The 24,160-nt window shown below is 41.1% G+C and carries 19 protein-coding genes, 3 rRNA genes and 3 riboswitches; of the genes, 8 read left to right on the plus strand and 14 right to left on the minus strand.

Features of this window, described 5'->3' with window-relative positions; translation table 11 throughout:
• Nucleotides 1–29 precede the first annotated feature (29 nt).
• The 5 genes from purB to BK580_RS21430 form a co-directional block, all read right to left on the minus strand.
• Nucleotides 30–1,322: an adenylosuccinate lyase gene (purB, locus tag BK580_RS21410; protein WP_078382298.1), complete on the minus strand. Its 1,293-nt coding sequence runs from the start codon at nt 1,320–1,322 to the stop codon at nt 30–32.
• Nucleotides 1,319–2,464, minus strand: coding sequence for a 5-(carboxyamino)imidazole ribonucleotide synthase (gene purK, locus BK580_RS21415; protein ID WP_078382299.1), 1,146 nt, complete (start codon nt 2,462–2,464; stop codon nt 1,319–1,321). Before purK ends, purB begins: the two co-directional genes overlap by 4 nt.
• Entirely contained in the window at nt 2,457–2,945 is a 489-nt protein-coding gene (gene purE, locus BK580_RS21420) for a 5-(carboxyamino)imidazole ribonucleotide mutase (protein WP_078382300.1), read from the minus strand. Before purE ends, purK begins: the two co-directional genes overlap by 8 nt.
• A 129-nt stretch (nt 2,946–3,074) precedes the next feature.
• Nucleotides 3,075–3,177, minus strand: a riboswitch (purine riboswitch).
• Between the two features lie 90 nt (nt 3,178–3,267).
• A complete protein-coding gene (locus BK580_RS21425; protein ID WP_078382301.1) occupies nt 3,268–3,477 on the minus strand; it encodes an NETI motif-containing protein in 210 nt (69 codons plus the stop codon).
• Nucleotides 3,438–3,995 (minus strand): DUF2179 domain-containing protein, encoded by a 558-nt coding sequence (locus BK580_RS21430; RefSeq protein ID WP_169865267.1) that lies wholly within the window; start codon nt 3,993–3,995, stop codon nt 3,438–3,440. Before BK580_RS21430 ends, BK580_RS21425 begins: the two co-directional genes overlap by 40 nt.
• Nucleotides 3,996–4,206: 211 nt before the next feature.
• On the opposite strand from BK580_RS21430, the gene BK580_RS21435 reads away from it, so the two are divergent.
• The 8 genes from BK580_RS21435 to BK580_RS21470 all read left to right on the plus strand — a co-directional run bounded on the left by BK580_RS21435 (nt 4,207) and on the right by BK580_RS21470 (nt 9,705).
• Nucleotides 4,207–5,739: a glycine betaine uptake BCCT transporter gene (locus BK580_RS21435; protein ID WP_078382303.1), complete on the plus strand. Its 1,533-nt coding sequence runs from the start codon at nt 4,207–4,209 to the stop codon at nt 5,737–5,739.
• A gap of 136 nt (nt 5,740–5,875) precedes the next feature.
• On the plus strand, nt 5,876–6,319 hold the full coding sequence (locus BK580_RS21440) for an Hsp20/alpha crystallin family protein (RefSeq protein ID WP_078382304.1): 444 nt from the start codon (nt 5,876–5,878) through the stop codon (nt 6,317–6,319).
• A 438-nt stretch (nt 6,320–6,757) separates the two neighbouring features.
• Nucleotides 6,758–7,297, plus strand: a complete 540-nt coding sequence (gene sigY / locus BK580_RS21445) for an RNA polymerase sigma factor SigY (protein WP_078382305.1) — start codon at nt 6,758–6,760, stop codon at nt 7,295–7,297.
• Nucleotides 7,290–7,619, plus strand: a complete 330-nt coding sequence (locus BK580_RS21450; RefSeq protein WP_078382306.1) for a YxlC family protein — start codon at nt 7,290–7,292, stop codon at nt 7,617–7,619. Before sigY ends, BK580_RS21450 begins: the two co-directional genes overlap by 8 nt.
• On the plus strand, nt 7,616–7,825 hold the full coding sequence (locus BK580_RS21455; RefSeq protein ID WP_078382307.1) for a transcriptional regulator: 210 nt from the start codon (nt 7,616–7,618) through the stop codon (nt 7,823–7,825). The genes BK580_RS21450 and BK580_RS21455 overlap by 4 nt, the downstream gene beginning before the upstream one ends.
• A 5-nt stretch (nt 7,826–7,830) precedes the next feature.
• Nucleotides 7,831–8,022 (plus strand): PLD nuclease N-terminal domain-containing protein, encoded by a 192-nt coding sequence (locus tag BK580_RS21460; protein ID WP_078382308.1) that lies wholly within the window; start codon nt 7,831–7,833, stop codon nt 8,020–8,022.
• A gap of 13 nt (nt 8,023–8,035) precedes the next feature.
• Nucleotides 8,036–8,932, plus strand: a complete 897-nt coding sequence (locus BK580_RS21465) for an ABC transporter ATP-binding protein (protein ID WP_078382309.1) — start codon at nt 8,036–8,038, stop codon at nt 8,930–8,932.
• Nucleotides 8,929–9,705 (plus strand): ABC transporter permease, encoded by a 777-nt coding sequence (locus BK580_RS21470; RefSeq protein ID WP_078382310.1) that lies wholly within the window; start codon nt 8,929–8,931, stop codon nt 9,703–9,705. The genes BK580_RS21465 and BK580_RS21470 overlap by 4 nt, the downstream gene beginning before the upstream one ends.
• Nucleotides 9,706–9,741: 36 nt before the next feature.
• Here BK580_RS21470 and BK580_RS21475 read toward each other — a convergent pair whose 3' ends face one another.
• From BK580_RS21475 to BK580_RS21515, 9 genes are all read right to left on the minus strand, one after another.
• Complete coding sequence (locus BK580_RS21475) at nt 9,742–10,260, minus strand: P-loop NTPase family protein (RefSeq protein ID WP_078382311.1); 519 nt, start codon at nt 10,258–10,260, stop codon at nt 9,742–9,744.
• 150 nt (nt 10,261–10,410) lie between these two features.
• Nucleotides 10,411–10,527, minus strand: a 5S ribosomal RNA gene (gene rrf / locus BK580_RS21480).
• 80 nt (nt 10,528–10,607) lie between these two features.
• A 23S ribosomal RNA gene (locus tag BK580_RS21485) occupies nt 10,608–13,539 on the minus strand.
• A gap of 235 nt (nt 13,540–13,774) precedes the next feature.
• A 16S ribosomal RNA gene (locus BK580_RS21490) occupies nt 13,775–15,324 on the minus strand.
• The 16S, 23S and 5S rRNA genes sit together here, the layout of an rRNA operon.
• A 689-nt stretch (nt 15,325–16,013) precedes the next feature.
• Nucleotides 16,014–17,312: an NCS2 family permease gene (locus BK580_RS21495; RefSeq protein ID WP_078382312.1), complete on the minus strand. Its 1,299-nt coding sequence runs from the start codon at nt 17,310–17,312 to the stop codon at nt 16,014–16,016.
• A gap of 110 nt (nt 17,313–17,422) precedes the next feature.
• Nucleotides 17,423–17,524: riboswitch (purine riboswitch) on the minus strand.
• A 175-nt stretch (nt 17,525–17,699) separates the two neighbouring features.
• A complete protein-coding gene (gene guaA, locus BK580_RS21500; protein WP_078382865.1) occupies nt 17,700–19,220 on the minus strand; it encodes a glutamine-hydrolyzing GMP synthase in 1,521 nt (506 codons plus the stop codon).
• Nucleotides 19,221–19,380: 160 nt separating this feature from the next.
• A riboswitch (purine riboswitch) is annotated at nt 19,381–19,482 on the minus strand.
• Between the two features lie 37 nt (nt 19,483–19,519).
• On the minus strand, nt 19,520–21,730 hold the full coding sequence (locus BK580_RS21505) for a transglutaminase TgpA family protein (protein WP_078382313.1): 2,211 nt from the start codon (nt 21,728–21,730) through the stop codon (nt 19,520–19,522).
• A 2-nt stretch (nt 21,731–21,732) separates the two neighbouring features.
• Nucleotides 21,733–22,944, minus strand: a complete 1,212-nt coding sequence (locus BK580_RS21510) for a DUF58 domain-containing protein (RefSeq protein ID WP_078382314.1) — start codon at nt 22,942–22,944, stop codon at nt 21,733–21,735.
• Nucleotides 22,944–23,897, minus strand: a complete 954-nt coding sequence (locus BK580_RS21515; protein ID WP_078382315.1) for an AAA family ATPase — start codon at nt 23,895–23,897, stop codon at nt 22,944–22,946. Before BK580_RS21515 ends, BK580_RS21510 begins: the two co-directional genes overlap by 1 nt.
• Nucleotides 23,898–24,160 lie beyond the last annotated feature (263 nt).

A 24,160-nucleotide genomic window follows, 5' to 3' on the forward strand; every position in this document is an offset into this window, starting at 1 on the left:
GGTTACAGCCGTTGGAGCCCCCGCTCCTTTTATAATCCTAGTCGTGTAAAGATTGTATCTACATGTTGTAAGTGGTAGTTATAATCGAAGCAATCTTCTATCTGGACTGGTGTTAGACGAGAAGTGATTTTCTCTTCGCCTTCCACAAGCTCACGGAAATGTACTTGTGTCTCCCAAGCTTCCATAGCTTTTGGTTGTACCGTATCATACGCTTCCTCACGTGACATTCCAGCATCAATTAATGCAAGTAGAACTCGTTGTGAATAGATAAGACCAAGTGTCCGGTCCATATTGCGCTTCATGTTCTCTGGGAATACCGTTAAGTTTTTAATGATATTGCCAAAGCGGTTTAGCATGTAATTCAAAGCAATTGTAGAATCTGGTAAGATAATACGCTCAGCGGAAGAGTGAGAAATATCTCTCTCATGCCAAAGTGGTACATTTTCATACGCTGTCATCATGTAGCCGCGAATAACACGTGCTAACCCAGTCATATTCTCAGATCCAATTGGATTACGTTTATGCGGCATTGCCGAAGATCCTTTTTGTCCCTTAGCGAAAAATTCTTCTACTTCACGCGTTTCACTCTTTTGCAGACCACGAACTTCCACTGCGAATTTTTCAATAGACGTTGCAATTAATGCCAATGTTCCAAGATAGTGCGCATGACGATCACGCTGTAATGTTTGCGTAGAAATTGGCGCATGCTGTAAACCTAGCTTTTCACAAACATACTCCTCGACAAATGGATTAATGTTTGCGTACGTTCCAACCGCTCCGGAAATCTTCCCGAATTCAATTCCTTCTGCCGCTTGCTTAAAGCGCTCTAAATTACGCTTCATTTCTTCATACCAAAGTGCAAGCTTTAAACCAAATGTCGTTGGCTCTGCATGAACACCATGGGTACGTCCCATCATTACTGTGTATTTATGTGCTTGTGCTTTTTCTTTTAAAATAGCGACAAAGCGTTCTAAATCCGCTTGTAAAATAGTGTTTGCTTGCTTTAACTGATAAGATAACGCCGTATCAACTACATCCGTGGACGTTAACCCGTAATGCACCCACTTCTTTTCTTCCCCTAATGTTTCGGATACCGCTCTTGTAAAGGCAACCACGTCATGACGCGTTTCCTCTTCAATTTCTTTAATTCTGTTAATATCAAACGTTGCCTTTTCTCTTAAAAGCTTTACGTCCTCTTTTGGGATGTCGCCGAGCTCTGCCCATGCCTCACAAGCAAGTATTTCTACTTCTAACCAAGCTTGAAAACGATTTTCCTCGGTCCAAATAGCACCCATTTCTGGTCTTGTATAACGTTCAATCATGTTAAAATCCTCCGTTCGTTCTTCTTCCAAATCTGCAATGCAGCCTCTCGCTCCAAAGCCTGTTCCATTGTATCAGCTAGGATTGTGATATGTCCCATTTTTCGTTTCTCTTTATTTTCTTTTTTTCCATATAGATGTAGCTTTACATCGTTATATTCTGGTATTTGAGCTAAAGCACAATCCACATGCTCCCCTAATAGATTAACCATTACCGTTGGTTTCCATAATGTTGTTTTTCCAAGTGGCAACCCACACACTGCCCGAATGTGCTGTTCAAACTGCGATGTTTCACAGGCATCTATCGTGTAATGCCCCGAATTATGTGGCCTTGGTGCCACTTCATTGATATAGATCGTTCCATCCTCTAATACAAACATCTCTACTGCCAATGTACCAACTAGCTCTAACTCTTTTGCAATGGAAATGGCATATTGTCTTGCTTTGTTTTTCACTTCTTCCGAAACTTGTGCTGGTACGATAGATTTATATAAAATGTTTTCACGATGCTCGTTTTCTGCCACTGGGAACGCTACTGTGTCACCAGTTATGCTTCTCGCAACTACAACCGAAACTTCTTTTTGAAAAGGAATCCATTTTTCGAGAACACATTCACCATGTGTTAAAAGCTCCTCTGCTTGAGCTAGCGCGTTTTTATCCTTTAGGACAACCTGCCCTTTGCCGTCATAGCCAAAGCGACAAGTTTTCAATACTGCTGGTAAGCCTAGCTGGTCAATTGCTTCCCTTAGCTCATTGGGTGTGTTGACTTCGATAAATGGTGCAACCTGTAAACCCGCTGCTTCCATTGCTCTTTTTTCTGTTCCACGATGCTGAGAGACCTTCAGTACTTGACTCCCTTGAGGTAGATATGCGTTTTCCTCTAACCAAGTTAAAGCTTCGTAATCTATATTCTCGAATTCATATGTTACAACGTCTGATATCTCTGCCAATTTTTTGATTGCTTCCATATCATTAAACGCTGCCGTTATTTCGAAATCAGCTAGCTGTCCGCATGGCGAATTTGGTGTGGGATCTAAGACTGCAATCTGATAGCCCATCGCTCTAGCCGCAACTGCCATCATTCTTCCTAGCTGTCCACCGCCAATAATTCCAACCACGCTTGGTGGTACTATATGTTTAAACAAGCTGCTCACTACTTTCTAACACTTGCTGCTTTGTATTTTCTCTTCTTTCATCTAGACGCAGTGCGATTTGCTCATCAAACGCTCCGAGCATTTGAGCTGCAAGTAAGCCTGCGTTGGTTGCTCCTGCCTTTCCAATAGCAACTGTTGCTACCGGGACTCCACCAGGCATTTGTACGATGGATAGCAAGGAATCCAGACCGTTTAAGCTTTTGGATTGAACAGGAACTCCTATAACCGGTAACGTTGTTTTGGCCGCCACCATACCAGGTAGGTGAGCTGCTCCACCAGCACCAGCGATAATTATCTTCAATCCTCTATCTCTTGCTCTCTCTGCGTAATCGAACATTAAGTCTGGTGTCCGGTGCGCAGAGACGACCTTTTTGTCATACGGTATATTTAACTCATCAAGCACTTCACAAGCATGCTTCATTGTTTCCCAATCAGAAGTACTTCCCATAATTACTCCCACTAATGCGTTCATCCTATTTTCCTGCCTTTCTATTGTAAAATAAGAAAAGCCCAGCTTAGACCGCCCCCTACGAGAGGGAAAGCGATCCACCTGGGCTTTTCATCACAACAATAATAGACCTTTTTGTCATGACAAACAAAGATGATCGTAACTTCCCCTCATAGTCCGACCAATTTAAGGCGGTCAGGTAGAGACTTATGGGCCATATTCCCAAAATTATATGAGGATTAATTTTCGTTGTTATCTATGTTTATCTTACCGACAAATTCAGTTTTTGTCAATCCATTTCATGAACATTAACAATTCAATATGACTTAATGTTCGTGTTTAGGTATTATTTTTCCATTAATTTACCTTCAAACACTATTTTTTTGCCAATAGGAATAATTTCCTTATGTCCTTCCTGCACAACCTCTTGAAAAATCGGTTCTTCCATTCTTCGAGATGGCTTATACCCTTCTTTATCCATTCGTTCTAGACACTGACTAATGCTTTCATTTTCCATTACTTCAAATTTTCTTTTTCGCGGCGCTTTGCTACCCATTCTTTTATTTTCCTTTCCTTCACAGCTTTCACCCAAAACCCACCATGTATGGTCTTTGGTTCATATGCAATAATAAAAGCTTTCGGATCATACTCTTTTATCGCATGGTATAAGCTAACTTCATATTTTCTTGGTGTTAAAATTTGCATGGCCATACGGTCTCCCTCGAGTCCATTTGCCTGCCAATTTGTCACTCCATAGCCTTTCTCTCTTAACAATCTTGGCAAGTCCTTATCATATTCTTTGGTAATGACATTTACCGTCGTATATCCAAGAGCCAGCTTTTCTTCAATTTTCATCCCAACAATTACACCTATTCCATAACCTAACGCATATGCTGCTAAATTCTGAATTTCATTTAAGTTATCTAACACTAACCCTAAACCGACTACATAAATAACGACCTCCACCATACTAATACCAGCCGCCAAATATCGTTGACCCTTTAAAGTTAGTATCATTCTTATCGTGAAAAAAGAAACGTAGACAATATTAATAATAATAATTATAGCTACCATGACTAGACTGTTTCCTAGCACTGACACCAACCTCCTAAGTGCAAATCCAGTTACTAATTCTACGGGAATTCACCGTAATGTGTAAACACTAAATGCAAATTAATTGGACCATAGTCCTATAAATGTTAGGATAGTATAGCTGACCTTTTTGTGACAAATACTATCTTTATTAGAAAGAAGTGATGAAAATTTATCAAGGAGTGAAAATAAATTGAATAAAGTAACCCCTGTATTTATTATTTCAATAATTGTTTCAACCTTATTCATAGCCTGGGGTGTAATTCCTGAAAGTATACTTGGGAACGCAAGCTTGAATTATGTAACCAATGTAATCCAAAATTTTATCGTTAATAAATTTGGCTGGTTTTATCTATTAACTGCAACTGGTTTCTTATTATTTTGTATTATACTTATATTCACTAAATACGGCCGAATTAAACTAGGTAAAGATTCAGATGAACCAGAGTATAATTACTTAACCTGGCTCGCGATGTTGTTTAGTGCAGGTATGGGTATCGGATTAGTATTTTGGGGTGCTTCAGAACCGATGTATCATTATCATGCCCCACCAACTGGTGAAGGGCAGACTGCTGAAGCAGCCCGAGTAGCAATGCGATATTCATTTTTCCATTGGGGATTCCACCCATGGGCAATTTATTCTGTTATTGCCCTTGCGATGGCCTATTTTCAATTTAGAAAAGGAACCCCTGGGGTTATAAACCAAATTTTACGTCCTCTTTTAGGCGATAGAGTAGACGGAAAAACTGGTATTTTAGTCAATTTCATTGCAGTCTTTGCTACAATCTTTGGGGTAGCAACCTCTTTAGGTTTAGGTGCAATCCAAATTGGGGGAGGGCTTGCTAGCCTAACAACAGCCATTCCTAACAACGTTACAACTCAACTAATTATCATTTTTGTCATTACGATAATTTTTATGATTTCTGCCCAATCAGGAATAAATCGTGGGATTAAATACTTAAGCAATGTAAATATTGTCTTAGCCATTTCCCTCATGTTATTTCTACTTTTTGCAGGACCAACGAACTTTATTATGGATCTATTCACCCTTACCATTGGAGGGTATCTACAGAATTTACCTTCTATGAGCTTTAGACTTTTCCCTTTTGATCAAAATAATGATTGGGTACAGTCATGGACCATTTTTTACTGGGCATGGTGGATCGCTTGGGCACCATTCGTAGGTACCTTTATCGCTCGGATATCTAAAGGTAGAACTGTCCGGGAGTTTCTGTTAGGTGTTTTATTAGTTCCAACTGTTTTTGGAGGATTATGGTTCTCGGTATTTGGAGGGTCAGCTATCTTCTTAGAATACTTTAAAGATATTCCTGTATACGATGTAATCGCTGAACAGGGGACAGAGGCAGCCTTGTTCTCTGTACTTCAAAACTATCCACTTGGTATGATTATGTCAGGAATTGCGATTTTCTTAATTACAATCTTTTTCATTACATCCGCTGATTCTGCTACTTTTGTTCTTGGTTCACAAACAACCAATGGTAGTCTCAATCCTCCTCGATTGATTATTTTCATTTGGGGGATTATCCAATCAGCAGCAGCAGCTATTTTGCTTTGGACAGGTGGCTTAGAAGCATTACAAAGGGCTTCCATCATCGCCGCATTCCCATTTGCAATCATTATGATCATGATGGTATTTTCCTTAATTAAAGCATTCAATCAGGAAAAATTCACGATAGAAAAACCAGTAACTAAGAAAGAAAAATAAAAGGCAGTCGATAGCAGCGGAGTACTCCGCTGCTATTTTTTTATCCAATCTTCTTGAAGCCACCTAGGCACTTAGCTCCCTATACCTGCATAGGCTAATGATAAAGAAAAATCCCCTGAAAGGATGCTTGATCAACATGCCATTTAACCAATTTAAGAACATGGGAGATTGGAGAAAACAATGGAATCAGTTTTTTGGAGATGAGTTCTGGAATGGATTTGAACCACACTTTCAAAACATGCAAACCCAAACAAATCTCTATAAAAAAGAAAACGAATTATTATGTGTAATGTGCTTGCCTGGCCTAGTCAATCCCGAACAAGTGCAGTTATTCGTTCGCCCACAACAACTAGAAGTAAAAGGCCAAATCAACCTAAACATACAAGGCTATGAACTAGTAGAAGAAGGCATCGCCCAAGGAGACTTCCAACGCACCTTCGACCTACCATTTCCAGTTCGAGACGACAAAGTAGACGCCACCTACGAAAACGGAATTCTCCTCATCCAACTACACCGTCACATCCCAAGTGACACAAAAAAACAAATCATCATCCAACGCGGGACAAAAAAAGGAACCTAAACAAGTGCCCCAAAAAGAACAGGGGGAGCGCAAAACTCAAGCATCCCCCCAACAAAAAAGAACAAAAACTTCGCCTTAGATCCAGCTATAGCTCTTCGCTCTCACCCAAAATTACTATCACTAAATTCTCCTCTGTCTCCATCTACTACAATAACTTTTAAAAAAGTTAATCATAAACCAAACCCCTCAACACCATAAGCATCCTCACTTTCACTTCTAGCTTAATCAAACGTTTGTTTAAAAATTACTATATTAAAATAAAATAGACATAGTGTGCAAATTACTGCCTATTCGACATTTACCCATTAGCCATATATCTTTATTAAGACCACCGTGAAAAATACAACCCCTTTATTTGAAAAAAAATAAATAAAAATGAACGATATGTTTTTTTGTAGCGTCTCATAGGTGAACGCAAAGGAAAGGAGGCATCCAAGGGTGGATAAAAACGATGATTTATCTCTTATAAACCTAGCTATAACAGGCAATGACGATGCCTTCACCGTACTTTTCCAACGGCATTATTCTTTCTTATTTAAATACTTATTAAAACTGACTCTTAACGAAGAGGTAAGTAAAGATCTAGCTCAAGAGACAATGGTCAAATGTTATACAAAACTATCCTCCTACAAAGGAGATGGTAAATTCTCAACTTGGATGATCTCTATCGCTTCTCGCCTTTATATTGATTCTATCCGTAAAAAAGAACGAGAAAAGAAAAAGATCAACCGAATCATGCATAACCTTTCACGTCAGTTAAGTTGGGCATCCCAAAGCAAAGGGATCGATTGGAGTGATACATTCACAGATTTTAATCAACTTGAAGCAGATGTGAGGACGCCGATTCTTCTCCGACACTACTATGGCTACTCTTATGAAGAGATAGGTGCAATGCTAGGCATGAGAACGGGAACAGTAAAATCCAGAGTCCACAATGGAATTAAATGGTTACGAAAGGAGTGGGATGGGGATGAGTAAAGAGAAGGACCTTTTAGATAAAACGATAACGCGGCTACAAAAGGATTGGAAACAGCTTGATGACTTAGAAGTGACTCCTACACTAACTACTGAAGCTTTAAAAGAACAACTTGTCATCGCTAAAGCAGAGAAAAGAAAAGCTTTCCATAAAGAGCTCAGCCTATTTATTCTAATGGCACTTCTAATCTTAACCGCACTTACAACGGCTATTTTCCAAGCTCCATTAATTTTTATCGGGACACAAGTCTTCGCATTGACGGTTGCCCCTATTATTTTCTTATTTTTAACTAAAAGAAAATCGGAAGGAAGCATTCTATCATGACAGATGAGGAAGTATTTTACATGATTCTACCGCTACTCATCCCCATCCTTCTAACGCAAAGCATCCTTCTGTTTATCGATGCGAAGAAGAAAGGAACCTACCCATGGTTTTGGGGAATTTGGGGACTTATACAAGTACCAATGCCAACTTTGTTTTATCTATTATTCGTTGTATTACCACATAAAAGAAAACAAAAAAGGAGCTGAATAAAATGATTGAAATAAACTGGGCAATCCTTACACCTATTCTCATTTTACAAGCAATCTTAATCATTTCTGCATTAGTCAGTTGTACTAAACAAGAAGAAACAAACGGTCCAAAATGGATGTGGTACTTAATCATCCTCTTCATCAGCACCATTGGACCAATCCTCTATTTCGTCGTTGGGCGAAAAAATGAGTAGGGAGCGAAAAGAAATGCTAGTAGAAATATGTAACTTAACCAAAACTTATAAACAGCACCAGGCAGTAAAAGATATTTCTTTTCAGATAGAAAAAGGAAAATGCGTTGCATTACTTGGTCCAAACGGTGCAGGGAAAACAACATCTCTCCAAATGCTAGCTGGGCTCTTAACCCCTACAACTGGCACCATACAATTTTCCAATGTGAAAGGTAAAGATTACCGACATCTAATCGGCTTTTTACCCCAGCACCCAGCTTTCTTTTCTTGGATGACACCAAAGGAATTCTTACTCTTCGCAGGGAAGCTGTCTCACCTTTCCAAGCAACAGCTTCACTCTAAAATAGAAGAAACGTTAGATTTTGTTAGTCTTTTAGATGTCAAAAATAAAAAAATCGGCGGCTTTTCTGGTGGCATGAAGCAAAGACTCGGGCTTGCCCAAGCACTTTTACACGAACCAGAGCTTTTAATTCTCGATGAGCCTGTATCAGCACTTGACCCTAATGGAAGACGAGATGTCCTCAAAATTTTAAATCAACTAAAACATACAATGACGATTCTTTTTTCCACACATGTGTTACACGACGCCGAACAAGTTTGTGATTCCGTCATTATGTTAAAGGACGGCACAATCAAGTGGGACGGGAGCTTAGCGGCTTTAAAAAATAATCATTCGATATCTGCTATTCAAATTAAGACGGAAGAATCATTAGAAAACACCTTTGAAGACATCCCTTATTTAGGACATATTGAATACTTGGATTCTAGCTCTGCCACGCTCTATTTTGAAGACAACGCTTATAACCCAAACCTACTCTTAGAGAGACTCGTTGAAAAAAAGCTGACCTTATTACACTTTGAACGCATGCAAGATTCTTTAGAAGATGCCTATATGAAGGTGATGAATCAATGAAAAACTTTATAACGCTATTTCAAAAAGAACTAACCGAAAGCCTACGTAATGGCAAATGGATTTGGCTACCGATTGCATTTATTATCATTGGTATATCCCAACCAATTACGAGCTACTATATGCCACAAATACTTGAAAGTGCTGGTAATCTCCCTGAAGGTACTGTCATCGAAATCCCCACTCCATCAGGTGAAGAAGTATTAGCAGGAACCCTTAGTCAATTCGGGACAATAGGTTCCCTACTACTCGTGCTTGCAACAATGGGTACCATCTCTAATGAACGGCAAAACGGTTCTTTAACACTCGTGATGGTACGTCCCGTCCATCCATTTCAATATATAGTTAGTAAATGGGCAGCACAACTACTCATTGCTCTCGTTTCCTTCTTACTAAGCTATGGGCTAACGTGGTATTACACAAATCTACTTTTTAATCCTGTAAACTGGGATGTCATGCTCACAAGCTCTGCTATCTATAGTCTATGGATTGTCTTCCTCCTCTCCGTCACCATTTTGATGGGAACATTTCTTAAAGCAACAAGTGGAATTGCGGGATTAAGTGTTATCGTCTTAGGCGGTTTATCGGTCATATCTAGTCTTTTTATCACATACACACAGTGGAGTCCGACAAATTTAAGAGCTCATGCAACTGCCTTTTTAATGCAGGGAGAATTATTAGAAAACGGCATGCTCACTATTTGTACAACAATCGGCTTATCACTATTTTTTGTCCTATTAGCAACTGTAAACTTTAAACGATTTGAACAATTCTAGGAACAAACGGGTAGTTGCCTCATTCGCAACTACCCTTCATTGATTCTCTATCGATTGTAAATAGGCTTCAATCTCTCTTTTATTCTTCAAGACAATCACTTTCTTTTGTTTTCCATAAACCTGAAAGAATTCATTCATCCTTTTTTTACGAGGATAATAGGTACTATAAATGAATTTAATAAACTTCCAATCTAACATCTCTTTACAGTCCTCTCCCATATCAGGTCTAGTATTTCCAATATTGGAAAGCCATCTTTTTACTACTCTAAAAAGACATATATGTAGTGGTAATTCTAAATAAATAATTGTATCGGCATGCTCCACACGAATGTCCAAACTACCTGTGTAATTTCCCTCTATAATCCACGTTGATTGACGATCTACAATAGCTTGCTGCGCCTGCGAAAATTCCTCCATTGTTGCCTGCACCCACTTAGGTTTCCAGAAAAAACGATCTAAATGATGTACTTCTATCCCCAAAGCTTCCCCTAATCTCCTGGCAAACGTAGATTTTCCTACCCCAGCCGATACACCAACGACCATGATTCGTTGTATCAGGACCCTCTCCCTTCCGAAGCGTATTATTAGTATAGCGAAGAATATAGGAGAAAAATAGATATTTAAAAATTGAGCTAGTACCTCTGCAACTTATAGAATAACACAAAAAAAGACTAGCGCCTCATCAGCACTAATCTTTCTCTATTTGCCTGGCAACGTCCTACTCTCACAGGGGGACAGCCCCCAACTACCATCGGCGCTGAAGAGCTTAACTTCCGTGTTCGGTATGGGAACGGGTGTGGCCTCTTCGCCATCATTACCAGACATATTAAGTTGAAGGATGTTCCTTCAAAACTAGATAACGTATTTTCATATCAAGATTCACTAGTATCGTTCATTGTTTTTGGGTTAAGTCCTCGATCGATTAGTATTCGTCAGCTGCACATGTCGCCACGCTTCCACCTCGAACCTATCTACCTGATCATCTTTCAGGGATCTTACTAGCCGAAGCTAAAGGAAATCTCATCTTGAGGGGGGCTTCATGCTTAGATGCTTTCAGCACTTATCCCGTCCGCACGTAGCTACCCAGCTATGCCTTTGGCAAGACAACTGGTACACCAGAGGTGCGTCCATCCCGGTCCTCTCGTACTAAGGACAGCTCCTCTCAAATTTCCTGCGCCCACGACGGATAGGGACCGAACTGTCTCACGACGTTCTGAACCCAGCTCGCGTACCGCTTTAATGGGCGAACAGCCCAACCCTTGGGACCGACTACAGCCCCAGGATGCGATGAGCCGACATCGAGGTGCCAAACCTCCCCGTCGATGTGGACTCTTGGGGGAGATAAGCCTGTTATCCCCGGGGTAGCTTTTATCCGTTGAGCGATGGCCCTTCCATGCGGAACCACCGGATCACTAAGCCCGACTTTCGTCCCTGCTCGACTTGTAGGTCTCGCAGTCAAGCTCCCTTGTGCCTTTACACTCTACGAATGATTTCCAACCATTCTGAGGGAACCTTTGGGCGCCTCCGTTACTCTTTAGGAGGCGACCGCCCCAGTCAAACTGCCCACCTGACACTGTCTCCCAGCCCGATAAGGGCTGCGGGTTAGAATTTCAATACAGCCAGGGTAGTATCCCACCGACGCCTCCACCGAAGCTAGCGCTCCGGCTTCTCAGGCTCCTACCTATCCTGTACAAGCTGTACCAAAATTCAATATCAGGCTACAGTAAAGCTCCACGGGGTCTTTCCGTCCTGTCGCGGGTAACCTGCATCTTCACAGGTACTATAATTTCACCGAGTCTCTGGTTGAGACAGTGCCCAGATCGTTACGCCTTTCGTGCGGGTCGGAACTTACCCGACAAGGAATTTCGCTACCTTAGGACCGTTATAGTTACGGCCGCCGTTTACTGGGGCTTCGGTTCAAAGCTTCGCTTGCGCTAACCTCTCCCCTTAACCTTCCAGCACCGGGCAGGCGTCAGCCCCTATACTTCGCCTTACGGCTTCGCAGAGACCTGTGTTTTTGCTAAACAGTCGCCTGGGCCTATTCACTGCGGCTCTCTCGGGCTTTAACACCCTAACAGAGCACCCCTTCTCCCGAAGTTACGGGGTCATTTTGCCGAGTTCCTTAACCAGAGTTCTCTCGCTCACCTTAGGATTCTCTCCTCGCCTACCTGTGTCGGTTTGCGGTACGGGCACCATACTCCTCGCTAGAGGCTTTTCTTGGCAGTGTGAAATCAGGAACTTCGGTACTATATTTCCCTCGCCATCACAGCTCAGCCTTATATGAGAAGCGGATTTGCCTACTTCTCAGCCTTGCTGCTTGGACGCGCATATCCAACAGCGCGCTTACCCTATCCTTCTGCGTCCCCCCATTGCTCAAACGGAGTGGAGGTGGTACAGGAATATCAACCTGTTATCCATCGCCTACGCCTTTCGGCCTCGGCTTAGGTCCCGACTAACCCTGAGCGGACGAGCCTTCCTCAGGAAACCTTAGGCATTCGGTGGAAGGGATTCTCACCCTTCTTTCGCTACTCATACCGGCATTCTCACTTCTAAGCGCTCCACCAGTCCTTCCGGTCTAGCTTCAACGCCCTTAGAACGCTCTCCTACCACTGTTCAAAGAACAGTCCGCAGCTTCGGTGATACGTTTAGCCCCGGTACATTTTCGGCGCAGAGTCACTCGACCAGTGAGCTATTACGCACTCTTTAAATGGTGGCTGCTTCTAAGCCAACATCCTGGTTGTCTAAGCAACTCCACATCCTTTTCCACTTAACGTATACTTTGGGACCTTAGCTGGCGGTCTGGGCTGTTTCCCTCTTGACTACGGATCTTATCACTCGCAGTCTGACTCCCATAGATAAGTCTTTGGCATTCGGAGTTTGACTGAATTCGGTAATCCGATGAGGACCCCTAGTCCAATCAGTGCTCTACCTCCAAGACTCTAACATATGAGGCTAGCCCTAAAGCTATTTCGGAGAGAACCAGCTATCTCCAGGTTCGATTGGCATTTCACCCCTACCCACACCTCATCCGCTCACTTTTCAACGTGAGTCGGTTCGGGCCTCCATTCAGTGTTACCTGAACTTCACCCTGGACATGGGTAGATCACCTGGTTTCGGGTCTACGACCACGTACTCATTCGCCCTATTCAGACTCGCTTTCGCTACGGCTCCGTCTCATCGACTTAACCTTGCACGGGATCGTAACTCGCCGGTTCATTCTACAAAAGGCACGCTATCACCCATTAACGGGCTCTAACTACTTGTAGGCACACGGTTTCAGGATCTATTTCACTCCCCTTCCGGGGTGCTTTTCACCTTTCCCTCACGGTACTGGTTCACTATCGGTCACTAGGGAGTATTTAGCCTTGGGAGATGGTCCTCCCTGCTTCCGACGGGATTTCTCGTGTCCCGCCGTACTCAGGATCCACTCAGGAGGGAACGAAGTTTCAACTACAGGGTTTTTACCTTCTACGACGGACCTTTCCAGGTCGCTTCATTTACCCCGTTCCTTTGTAACTCCATGTTGAGTGTCCTACAACCCCAAGAGGCAAGCCTCTTGGTTTGGGCTAATTCCGTTTCGCTCGCCGCTACTCAGGAAATCGCATTTGCTTTCTCTTCCTCCGGGTACTAAGATGTTTCAGTTCCCCGGGTCTGCCTTCAGTACCCTATGTATTCAGGTAAAGATACTACTCCATTACGAGTAGTGGGTTTCCCCATTCGGAAATCTCCGGATCAAAGCTTACTTACAGCTCCCCGAAGCATATCGGTGTTAGTCCCGTCCTTCATCGGCTCCTAGTGCCAAGGCATCCACCGTGCGCCCTTAATAACTTAACCGTTGACAAACTTAATTGTCGTGTTTTTCGATAACAGCGATGTTATCTAAAAGAAAATTACTAAGATGAACGATACTTGTGAATGTATCTTGATATTACTTACGTTATCTAGTTTTCAAAGAACATACATATCGACTGATTTCCATCATATTAAGAAGGAATTTCAGTGCGTATATAATCATTTGAGAGAATGCTCTCTCAAAACTAAACAAAACAAACAGCGTCTTTTTCCTTAGAAAGGAGGTGATCCAGCCGCACCTTCCGATACGGCTACCTTGTTACGACTTCACCCCAATCATCTGTCCCACCTTAGGCGGCTGGCTCCAAAAGGTTCCCCCACCGACTTCGGGTGTTACCAACTCTCGTGGTGTGACGGGCGGTGTGTACAAGGCCCGGGAACGTATTCACCGCGGCATGCTGATCCGCGATTACTAGCGATTCCGGCTTCATGCAGGCGAGTTGCAGCCTGCAATCCGAACTGAGAACGGTTTTCTGGGATTGGCTCGACCTCGCGGTTTTGCTGCCCTTTGTACCGTCCATTGTAGCACGTGTGTAGCCCAGGTCATAAGGGGCATGATGATTTGACGTCATCCCCACCTTCCTCCGGTTTGTCACCGGCAGTCACCTTAGAGTGCCCAACTGAATGCTGGCAACTAAGATCAAGGGTTGCGCTCGTTGCGGGACTTAACCCAACATCTCACGACACGAGCTGACGACAACCATGCACCACCTGTCACTCTGTCCCCCGAAGGGGCACGCCCTATCTCTAGGGTTGGCAGAGGATGTCAAGACCTGGTAAGGTTCTTCGCGTTGCTTCGAATTAAACCACATGCTCCACCGCTTGTGCGGGCCCCCGTCAATTCCTTTGAGTTTCAGTCTTGCGACCGTACTCCCCAGGCGGAGTGCTTAATGCGTTAGCTGCAGCACTAAAGGGCGAAAACCCTCTAACACTTAGCACTCATCGTTTACGGCGTGGACTACCAGGGTATCTAATCCTGTTTGCTCCCCACGCTTTCGCGCCTCAGTGTCAGTTACAGACCAGAAAGTCGCCTTCGCCACTGGTGTTCCTCCAACTCTCTACGCATTTCACCGCTACACTTGGAATTCCACTTTCCTCTTCTGCACTCAAGTTCCCCAGTTTCCAATGACCCTCCACGGTTGAGCCGTGGGCTTTCACATCAGACTTAAGAAACCACCTGCGCGCGCTTTACGCCCAATAATTCCGGACAACGCTTGCCACCTACGTATTACCGCGGCTGCTGGCACGTAGTTAGCCGTGGCTTTCTGGTTAGGTACCGTCAAGGTGCGAGCAGTTACTCTCGCACTTGTTCTTCCCTAACAACAGAGCTTTACGACCCGAAGGCCTTCATCGCTCACGCGGCGTTGCTCCATCAGACTTTCGTCCATTGTGGAAGATTCTCTACTGCTGCCTCTCGTAGGAGTCTGGTCCGTGTCTCAGTCCCAGTGTGGCCGATCACCCTCTCAGGTCGGCTACGCATCGTTGCCTTGGTGAGCCGTTACCTCACCAACTAGCTAATGCGCCGCGGGCCCATCCATAAGCGATAGCCGAAACCATCTTTCAATAAAGAACCAGGAGGTTCTTTATATTATCCGGTATTAGCTCCGGTTTCCCGAAGTTATCCCAGTCTTAAGGGCAGGTTGCCCACGTGTTACTCACCCGTCCGCCGCTAACTTACAAAAGCAAGCTTTTGTAAGTCCGCTCGACTTGCATGTATTAGGCACGCCGCCAGCGTTCGTCCTGAGCCAGGATCAAACTCTCCAATAAAGAGTTTGAGCATTTGCTCAAAATTTAACTAGCTTGTGTTACTTTTTCGTTCTTTGTTAATCATTATAGATTAACGTGGACGCTGTTGTTTTGTTTAGTTTTCAAAGATCATTTTCATTCATTTTCTTTTTTGCTCCGTCGCTCGGTGGCGACTTAATTACTATACCATGTTGTCTGTATGTCGTCAACATGTTTTTTGAATTTCTTTTTCACCACATTGTCTCGATAACTTACTTCGTGTTTTTGTGGCAACGAATAATAATATACCATCTATTGAATACTTTCGTCAACTGTTTTTCTAATATAATTTTCCCTTCCTATAATCACTTACTTTTCACTGCTTAGTCTTCTATTGAATTCTAAATTTATGTTTGGTGGAAATTTTAAAAAATACTGCTGTGGATATGCGTTTGACAATGGCATTTACGTCCAACTTGATCGCTTAGTCCTTCGAGATTAAATAGTGAATACCTCCTATTAAGCTATCTTATGCTTGCCTTGACTAAAACAAGAGAGTTTAAACTTTTGTTTATACTCTTTATATACCCGCTTTATTGAATCACTAAACATCCAAATTAAAAACCCGATTTTTTCCATCTATCTAAATACAAAACACTAAATACAAAACAAAAGGGTCTCACTCAACTGAATTCAGCTAAGTGAGACCCTTTTTCTATGAAGCTATTAAGTTACTCAACTATGAAGATGAAATACAGAACGAAAATTACAAACAATCCGTACATCACTGGATGGATTTCTTTTGCTCTACCCTTCATGATCATAGTGATTGGGTAGAAGATGAAGCCGACTGCAATACCTGTAGCAATACTGTATGTTAGTGGCATTGCGATTATTGTTAGGAATGCCGGAACTGCAATTTCGAATTTCTCCCAAGCTATTTTACCTAATGTTGAAACCATTAGCACCCCTACTATAATAAGTGCCGGTGCCGTCACAGGAGCTGTTATTACAGATAATAATGGGAAGAAACATAATGATAATAAGAACAAAATAGCTGTGATGACCGATGTAAATCCTGTTCTTCCTCCAGCAGCAACTCCTGAAGATGACTCAATATAAGAAGTTGTTGTAGACGTTCCTAGAATCGCTCCAGTAACTGTTGCTGTTGAATCAGCTATTAACGCCCGACCAGCTCTTGGTAGTTTATTATCTTTCATTAATCCCGCTTGGTTAGCAACAGCTACCAATGTTCCTGCTGTATCAAAGAAATCTACGAATAAGAAAGTTAGGATAACTACAAGCATCCCGATGCTGAAGATATCGCCAAGGTGACCAAATGCTGCTCCAAATGTAGGCTCTAAGCTTGGTATTGGCCCAACCACAGAATTCGGAATATCGATTAAACCAAAGCTCATCCCCACAATCGCTGTAATAACGATACCGAAGAAGATTCCACCTCTAATTCCGCGAACCATCAACATAACTGTAATAACTAAACCAAAGATTGCAAGTAGTGTATTACCATCCCTTAAATCACCTAGTCCAACTAAAACTGCATCATCATTAATAATGATACCTGCATTTTGAAAACCGATAAATGTAATAAAAAGTCCGATACCAGCAGCAACTGCGTATTTTAATTCTACTGGAATTGCATTAATAATCTTTTCACGAACTCCAGAAATAGTTAAGAAGATAAAGATTATCCCAGAAACCAGCACCCCTGCTAAAGCTGTTTCCCAAGGGATTCCCATTCCTAGAACAACTGAATACGTGAAAAACGCATTCAACCCCATACCTGGAGCAAGTGCAACTGGGTATTTAGCATAAAGCCCCATAATTAACGTCCCTATCGCTGCTGCTAATGCTGTTGCAGTAAAGACAGCACTTTGATCCATACCTGCTGATGAAAGCATTAATGGATTAACAACCAAGATGTACGCCATTGCTAAGAACGTTGTTAAACCAGCAATGGTTTCTGTTCTATAATTTGTTCCATGTTTTTCAAATTCAAAATACTTCTTCATCGTAATCCTCCTCGAATGTGTAAAACTGTTTCGTGCAAAAAAGAAAACGCCCCTTTACCAGGAGCGTGAACAAACGAGGATAGGTAAGATTGGCTTAGTCATGAAAAAAGCACATCTTCCTTATACCTCGTAGTCAAGCCTTTTACGGTAGCCTGGTAGAAACTTTTGGGCCATATTCCCAAATTTATACGAGATTTGAACTATATGATTTATGATTATTACTTTTCTTATTCTACCAACCACCTTTACCTTCGTCAATACAAAATACGAACATTAATAAAAAAAATATTAATAACGTTCGTTTCTATGCATAAAAAAAGAACTAGAGATATCTCTAGTCCTGTTCTAGCAAGTAATTAAACGTATATCAAAGCCAACTTTTCTTTTTTATTCCCACTCAATTGTTGCAGGTGGCTTGCTTGTGATGTCATAAACTACACGGTTAATGTGGTTTACTTCATTAACGATACGGGTAGAGATAATCTCTAGTACATCCCATGGAATTCTTGCCCAGTCGGAAGTCATTCCATCAATAGAAGTAACAGCACGAATTCCGATTGTGTAATCATACGTACGTTGATCTCCCATTACTCCAACACTACGGATGTCAGGAAGAACAGTGAAATATTGCCAAATATCACGATCTAATCCAGCTTTTTTGATTTCTTCACGAAGAATATGATCTGATTCACGAACGATTTCTAATTTCTCATCTGAAATTTCACCTAATACACGAATTCCAAGACCTGGACCTGGGAACGGTTGGCGCCATACGATTTCATCCGGTATACCAAGTTCAGAACCTAATACACGAACCTCATCTTTAAATAGAGTGTTCAGTGGTTCGATTAATTGAAATTGCATATCCTCTGGTAATCCACCCACATTGTGATGAGATTTAATCGTTTGTGCTGTAGCTGTACCACTCTCGATAATATCCGTATATAGTGTACCTTGTGCTAGATAATCGATCCCTTCAAGTTTAGTCGCTTCGTCATCAAACACATAGATGAATTCATTGCCGATAATTTTACGCTTTTGTTCAGGGTCAGAAACACCCTTTAATTTATCAAGGAAACGGTCTCGCGCGTCTACTTTAATAACATTCATATTAAAGCCTTCGCTAAAGGTTTTCATTACACTTTCCGCTTCATTTTTACGCAATAAACCATGGTCAACGAAAATACACGTTAATTGATCGCCGATCGCTTTATGGATTAACACCGCTACAACAGAAGAATCTACTCCACCACTTAGCGCACAAAGAACGTTTTTATCGCCAACTGTTTCACGGATTTTTTGCATTTCGACTTCAATAAAGTTTTCCATCGTCCAGCTATCTGTGCAGCCACAAATATTGTATACGAAGTTTTTAATTAGGTCATTTCCATACACAGAGTGACGAACCTCTGGGTGGAATTGAACACCGTATTGTTTCTTCTCTTCATTACTAATACCTGCGATTGGACATGAAGGACTAGTTAAATCTGTAACAAATCCTTCTGGAGCTCCAACTACTAAATCTCCATGACTCATCCAAACCACTTGTTGTTCCGGAAGTTCGCTATATAAAGCAGATTTGTTTGTTACTGTAGCAAGAGCTTTACCGTATTCACGATGACTCGCTTTTTCTACAATTCCACCAAAGTGCTTCGTCATTAATTGCATACCGTAACAAATACCTAAAACAGGTATTCCTAAATCGAATATTGCTTCATCACAGCTTAGAGATCCTTCGCCATAAACACTATTTGGACCCCCAGAAAAGATAATACCTTTAGGGTTCATTTTCTTAATTTCTTCTGCTGTAATCGTATGAGGATGAAGCTCACTATAGACACCAAATTCACGAATACGACGAGTTATTAGTTGATTATATTGACTACCGAAGTCTAAAACGACTACCATCTGTTGAATACCTTCCAACCCAATTCACCTCATATAAAGTTAATTTATTCTGAGCATATTCTTTCACTTATCTTGACCAACTAGTGGAAAAACATGCTATAAATACACAAAAAACTAGAATTCTCCTCCATATATACATAAGAAGGCAGAATTCTAGTTTACTAGAAATATCCACCTTCATAGTCGGGTAGTTAACGGCAACCCGGTAGAGACTCTCGAACCATATTATCGAGGATATATGAAGCAAATATTTATTAATTTATAATCCGTCCTTATTCTATCAATGTGTTAGTAACAGGTCAAGATGATGCCCTTTTAATTAAATTTTCCCATAATTCTACCGATTTCTCCCATTCCTCTTCGGAAGAGTCTCCACGGTAGAGCACTCGTTCATAATGAGATGTTAATGTTTGCATCTCATTTCCGCGATAAAAGTTGTCAATATACTTCGCATACTCCCTTAAGGTTTGTCCTTCCTCACGAATCAGTCCATTCGTATGAAAATGCTTTAATAGGATGTTGTAAGCTTTCCCGAAAACTTTATCATCCCTTCTTCGTTTAAATCGAGCAATATAAACATAAGGTTTCCATTTATTTTGTGTGAAGAACACTAGTAGAAACAATGCAATAAAAGCAGAGATACTAATAAAAATCTCCTTCATAGAAAGTTGCAAATCAAAAGTATTCGCTTGGGTTTTCGAAGCACCTACTTCTTCCGCATTTTCTTCTTCTCCAGGTTCAGGGGTTAATGATTCACCTTGCTCTGGGGTTTCAGCTTGTTCAGGAATTTGTTCTTCACTATTATTCCCAGTATTTCCTTCTGTAGCTTCATAAATAAAACTATATGGATTACTGAAACCACTTGTAGGCTCATAGGTAACCCAACCAACCTCTGGATAATAAACTTCTACCCATGAGTGAGCATTATTGTTGGTTATTTCAAAAATCCGCTTACTTTCTTCAGTTGAATCAATAAATTCGCCTTCGGTATACCCTTTTACCCATCTTGCAGGAATATCAACAGCTCGCAGTAAAGCAATCATAGCAGTTGAGAAATTATCACAATAACCTTGTTGAGTTTCAAATAAGAATTGGTCAACATAGTCTTCTTGACCACTAGGAACTGCGACATCTGTTGTATTATAAGAAAATCCATTGTTTCGGAAGTAGCGCTCAACCGCCGTTACTTTGTCATATCTATTGGAGTAAGAATTCGTAATGTCGACCGCTAGTTCTCTAACACGCTCTGGCATAGAATTAGGTAATTGGGTATATCTCTCTAAGAATTCGTCTTCACTTTCTAAACCAGTGCCAGGCACCGCGCTTTTCAACGCTTCAATATAATATCTTGGGTAGTTATAATTCACTTGATATTCTTCTAAATTAATTGAATCCTCTTCCAAATTTTTCGTTGATATTTTTTCCGTAACGGGATCTATTTCGAATATAGTTTCTTCCTCTGTTTCTACACTAGTGAAGCCCAATGGGTAAGAAAGATGTGGATACGTTTTTTCCATTTGCAAATTGGCTGTTAGGGGAGTTGTACTTACCCCTTCCTCTAACCATGAAATGACCGTATTATTGTTCCCTTCCAATGGGATTGGATCAGCATCTGTAGAATTCCAGCCCTTCCCCGTGTAAATATCCTTTGTTTCAACCCGCCAATAATGCCTTTGTGTAACCTCGGCTTGAAACACAACAGAATCATCTGGGATAAACGGTCCACCTAATCTAGAATCGTTTTCACCATATCCGATTTTCTTCACCCCTCCAGTTCCTACCCCATTCCCCTCACCGAATGAAGTTAAAAAAGGTACTGGGTCAGGCCAAATCGGGGCAGCTTTCGGCGACAAGTAGCCAACAGTTGCTGAAAATAGGACAAATATAGTAAGCGGTATACCCCACGATAATAACATCTTGCTAGAGCGATAAATTCCTTCTTTCTCTTTCAAGCGCTCCATATGGACAAAGCCAACTATTAACAAACCAACGACCATTAATCTTACAATCGCCATATTACCTTGATAGACCGTAAACGTATCTAAGATAGCAACATACGTTACAGTGAATACAACAAATAATAGCATCTGTTTGCGGTATAAAATCCAGTAAATAACTAAATAACTTACTAGCCACAAAAGAATAAATAAAAGGAGACTACGAAAAAGACCAGTCATTGACGACCAATCCGCAGCCCATATCACATCGAAATTATACTGCAGATCCTGCCATAAAAAACTAAACCACTCTTTTCCTAAGAAAACGCCCGGCATATAAAGGACGTGCAGAAAATAAAACATAAAACCCACTTGAACAAAAAAACTCAATAGAGGGATGATTTGTAAAAATGATAGGACAAAGGCTACCATTAGAAACACGATAAACACATAAATATTAGCAGTGTCTGTTACTTGTTCTAATGGCAATACCCACTCCAGTAACAAAACAAATCCAAAAATATGCATAAGTAGCGCATAAACATTTCTTTGGTATGGATTAGATGCGGCCATCTTTAACTCACCTCACTTATCGTCTCGGTTGTATGACCTGCATAAATAACTTTAACTACTATATTTCTTCTTTTTAGAAGGTCTATATAGATTTGCTCTTCCTTTGTTAACCTTGCACCTTCATCTTTCGTAATGATGACCTGTAGATGGATATGACGATGCGACAGTTTCTCAAAACTTTCCACCGTTTCCTTTACGAGCTTACCTGTTAAAAAGAGAAAGGTTACTGTTGGTTGAAACTTTCCTATTTCCATTTCCACTACCTTCGCAAAGCCAATCTTACTATTGGGTTGTACTTTTGCAAGGTGATAATAAATGGAGGTGAATTGCTCCTCGCCACTACGTAAAGGAAAAACAGATCGATCTTCTCCCATAGATACAAGACCAACTTGTGAACCATATTTCAAAACAGCTTTTGTTAAGGTAGCTGTATAGCTCACGGCACTTTCAAAGGAAGAAGGCTGAGATCTGTCTAAGAACAACACCACATCATGACTTTGTTGCTGTTCAAACTCCTTTGTCATGATATCGTTTTTTCTTGCTGTTGCTTTCCAGTCAATCCATGAAAAACGATCCCCTGGCTGATATTCCCTCACGCCAACAGTCATGGATGTATCTCGTACTAACTTCATATTAGAAGAAGTCGAGCCTTGATCAAATTTGTTCTCATGTTGTTTGTAGGTAATTTCCGTGTAGTTCGGATACACAAGAAAGGTGTGCTTTAACTCAACCAATCTCTCCTTCTCCATAAGACCGAGGAAATCACCTGTTTTGAAACGAATAGCTGTTAACGCATGCTCACCTCGAGGAATTCTATCTAGCGCATACTGCACGGTAATAGTATTTCTAAACCATGGAAACAAGAGCCTTTTGGTTTGTTTTGTTTGCTGACTAAAAAGGAGGTTACTAGGAAGTATTTCTTCTACTAATAAATAGGAGAGTGGAAAGGGTAATGTCCTTCTTAACGTGATGGTCCCTATTAATCTATCTCCCGCTCTATACTGTTCTTGATTCAGCGTTCTCTCTACTTTGAAATCTGTTAACGGATACATCAGGATAAGTAAAGAAAAGAGGGCAAATGGCAGAAAACTAAAAAATAAAAACCAGCTAACAAACCCGCCCTGAAACATTGCATAAACAAATGTAATTACCACTAAGAAAATAAAGGAAACTAACTTCGAAAGCTTCTTGATTTTTTGGAAGAATGCTTTCATTATCTACTCATCGACCTTTGAACAGGAATCGGCGTACGCTCAATGACCTTTTTCACCACTTGCTCAGCTGTCATTCCTTCGAATTTAGCTTCAGACTTTAAAATAATTCTGTGTGGTAATACATATTTAGCTAAATATTGAATATCGTCTGGCAAAACATAATCACGCCCATGAATAAATGCATAAGCCTGTGCCGCTTTCATAAGAGCAACGGAAGCACGTGGACTAGCTCCTAAGTAGACGGATTGATGGGTACGGGTACGATTAACCATATCAACAATATACTCTTTCACCGTTACATCTACGTGTACCTCTTTCACTTGCTTTTGCATTTCTCTTAGCTCTTCTAGCGTAATAACAGATTGCAGCTCATTAATCGGCTGTCGCTTTTCTGTTGTATGTAGAATTTGGACTTCCTCTTGAGGAGATGGATACCCCATTTTCATTTTAAATAAAAAGCGATCCAATTGGGCCTCTGGAAGCGGATAGGTTCCTTCATATTCAATTGGGTTCTGGGTGGCCATAACAAAGAATGGACTACCTAAAGAAAGTGTGTTTCCATCGACAGTCACACTTGCTTCTTCCATCCCCTCTAATAGAGCCGCTTGCGTTTTAGGAGAGGTTCGATTTATTTCATCCGCAAGGACAATATTCCCCATAATCGGACCAGGACGGAATTCAAATCGTAATTCCTTTGGATTATAAATAGAACTACCTGTTACATCTGATGGTAGTAAGTCAGGTGTAAACTGAATTCGCTTAAATTCTGCACCAACTGATTTTGCCAACGAACGCACCATCAGGGTCTTTCCAACTCCAGGAACATCCTCAAGCAACACATGCCCCCCTGCCAAAAGCGCAACAATACTTAGCTCTGCGACATGCTCTTTTCCAATCATGACATTTCCAATATTATCTAATATACGTTTGACTTGTAACTGAGAAGTTTCCATTGACTTTACCCCCTATGAATCTATGCTTTTAGTAAAATTTGTCGAAATAAACGATACTTAACCTTCCATATATTCTCTTTTTATGTCAAAAACCCTTTTTTAGGAAGATCGTTTTACATGATAAATTTTTCCAATAAAATTCAACCAATGAATATTATTCGAAATATTCCCTATTTATAGAATAACAAAAAAAGAGGGTGCATGGTAATAATCACTCTCTTTTAACTATGTATTCGTTACAATTCTAGTTTTCTTATTTGATT

The organism is Sutcliffiella halmapala (assembly GCF_002019665.1).
In the GTDB taxonomy this organism is placed as follows: domain Bacteria; phylum Bacillota; class Bacilli; order Bacillales; family Bacillaceae_I; genus Sutcliffiella_A; species Sutcliffiella_A halmapala.

What these genes read in the sequence shown, in the direction of transcription:
- purB (WP_078382298.1), bottom strand. Translation starts at nt 1,322, where the DNA reads ATGATTGAACGTTATACAAGACCAGAAATGGGTGCTATTTGGACCGAG.
- purE (WP_078382300.1), bottom strand. Translation starts at nt 2,945, where the DNA reads ATGAACGCATTAGTGGGAGTAATTATGGGAAGTACTTCTGATTGGGAA.
- BK580_RS21425 (WP_078382301.1), bottom strand. Translation starts at nt 3,477, where the DNA reads ATGGGTAGCAAAGCGCCGCGAAAAAGAAAATTTGAAGTAATGGAAAAT.
- BK580_RS21430 (WP_169865267.1), bottom strand. Translation starts at nt 3,995, where the DNA reads ATGGTAGCTATAATTATTATTATTAATATTGTCTACGTTTCTTTTTTC.
- BK580_RS21440 (WP_078382304.1), top strand. Translation starts at nt 5,876, where the DNA reads ATGCCATTTAACCAATTTAAGAACATGGGAGATTGGAGAAAACAATGG.
- BK580_RS21450 (WP_078382306.1), top strand. Translation starts at nt 7,290, where the DNA reads ATGAGTAAAGAGAAGGACCTTTTAGATAAAACGATAACGCGGCTACAA.
- BK580_RS21455 (WP_078382307.1), top strand. Translation starts at nt 7,616, where the DNA reads ATGACAGATGAGGAAGTATTTTACATGATTCTACCGCTACTCATCCCC.
- BK580_RS21460 (WP_078382308.1), top strand. Translation starts at nt 7,831, where the DNA reads ATGATTGAAATAAACTGGGCAATCCTTACACCTATTCTCATTTTACAA.
- BK580_RS21465 (WP_078382309.1), top strand. Translation starts at nt 8,036, where the DNA reads ATGCTAGTAGAAATATGTAACTTAACCAAAACTTATAAACAGCACCAG.
- BK580_RS21470 (WP_078382310.1), top strand. Translation starts at nt 8,929, where the DNA reads ATGAAAAACTTTATAACGCTATTTCAAAAAGAACTAACCGAAAGCCTA.
- BK580_RS21495 (WP_078382312.1), bottom strand. Translation starts at nt 17,312, where the DNA reads ATGAAGAAGTATTTTGAATTTGAAAAACATGGAACAAATTATAGAACA.
- guaA (WP_078382865.1), bottom strand. Translation starts at nt 19,220, where the DNA reads ATGGTAGTCGTTTTAGACTTCGGTAGTCAATATAATCAACTAATAACT.
- BK580_RS21505 (WP_078382313.1), bottom strand. Translation starts at nt 21,730, where the DNA reads ATGGCCGCATCTAATCCATACCAAAGAAATGTTTATGCGCTACTTATG.
- BK580_RS21510 (WP_078382314.1), bottom strand. Translation starts at nt 22,944, where the DNA reads ATGAAAGCATTCTTCCAAAAAATCAAGAAGCTTTCGAAGTTAGTTTCC.
- BK580_RS21515 (WP_078382315.1), bottom strand. Translation starts at nt 23,897, where the DNA reads ATGGAAACTTCTCAGTTACAAGTCAAACGTATATTAGATAATATTGGA.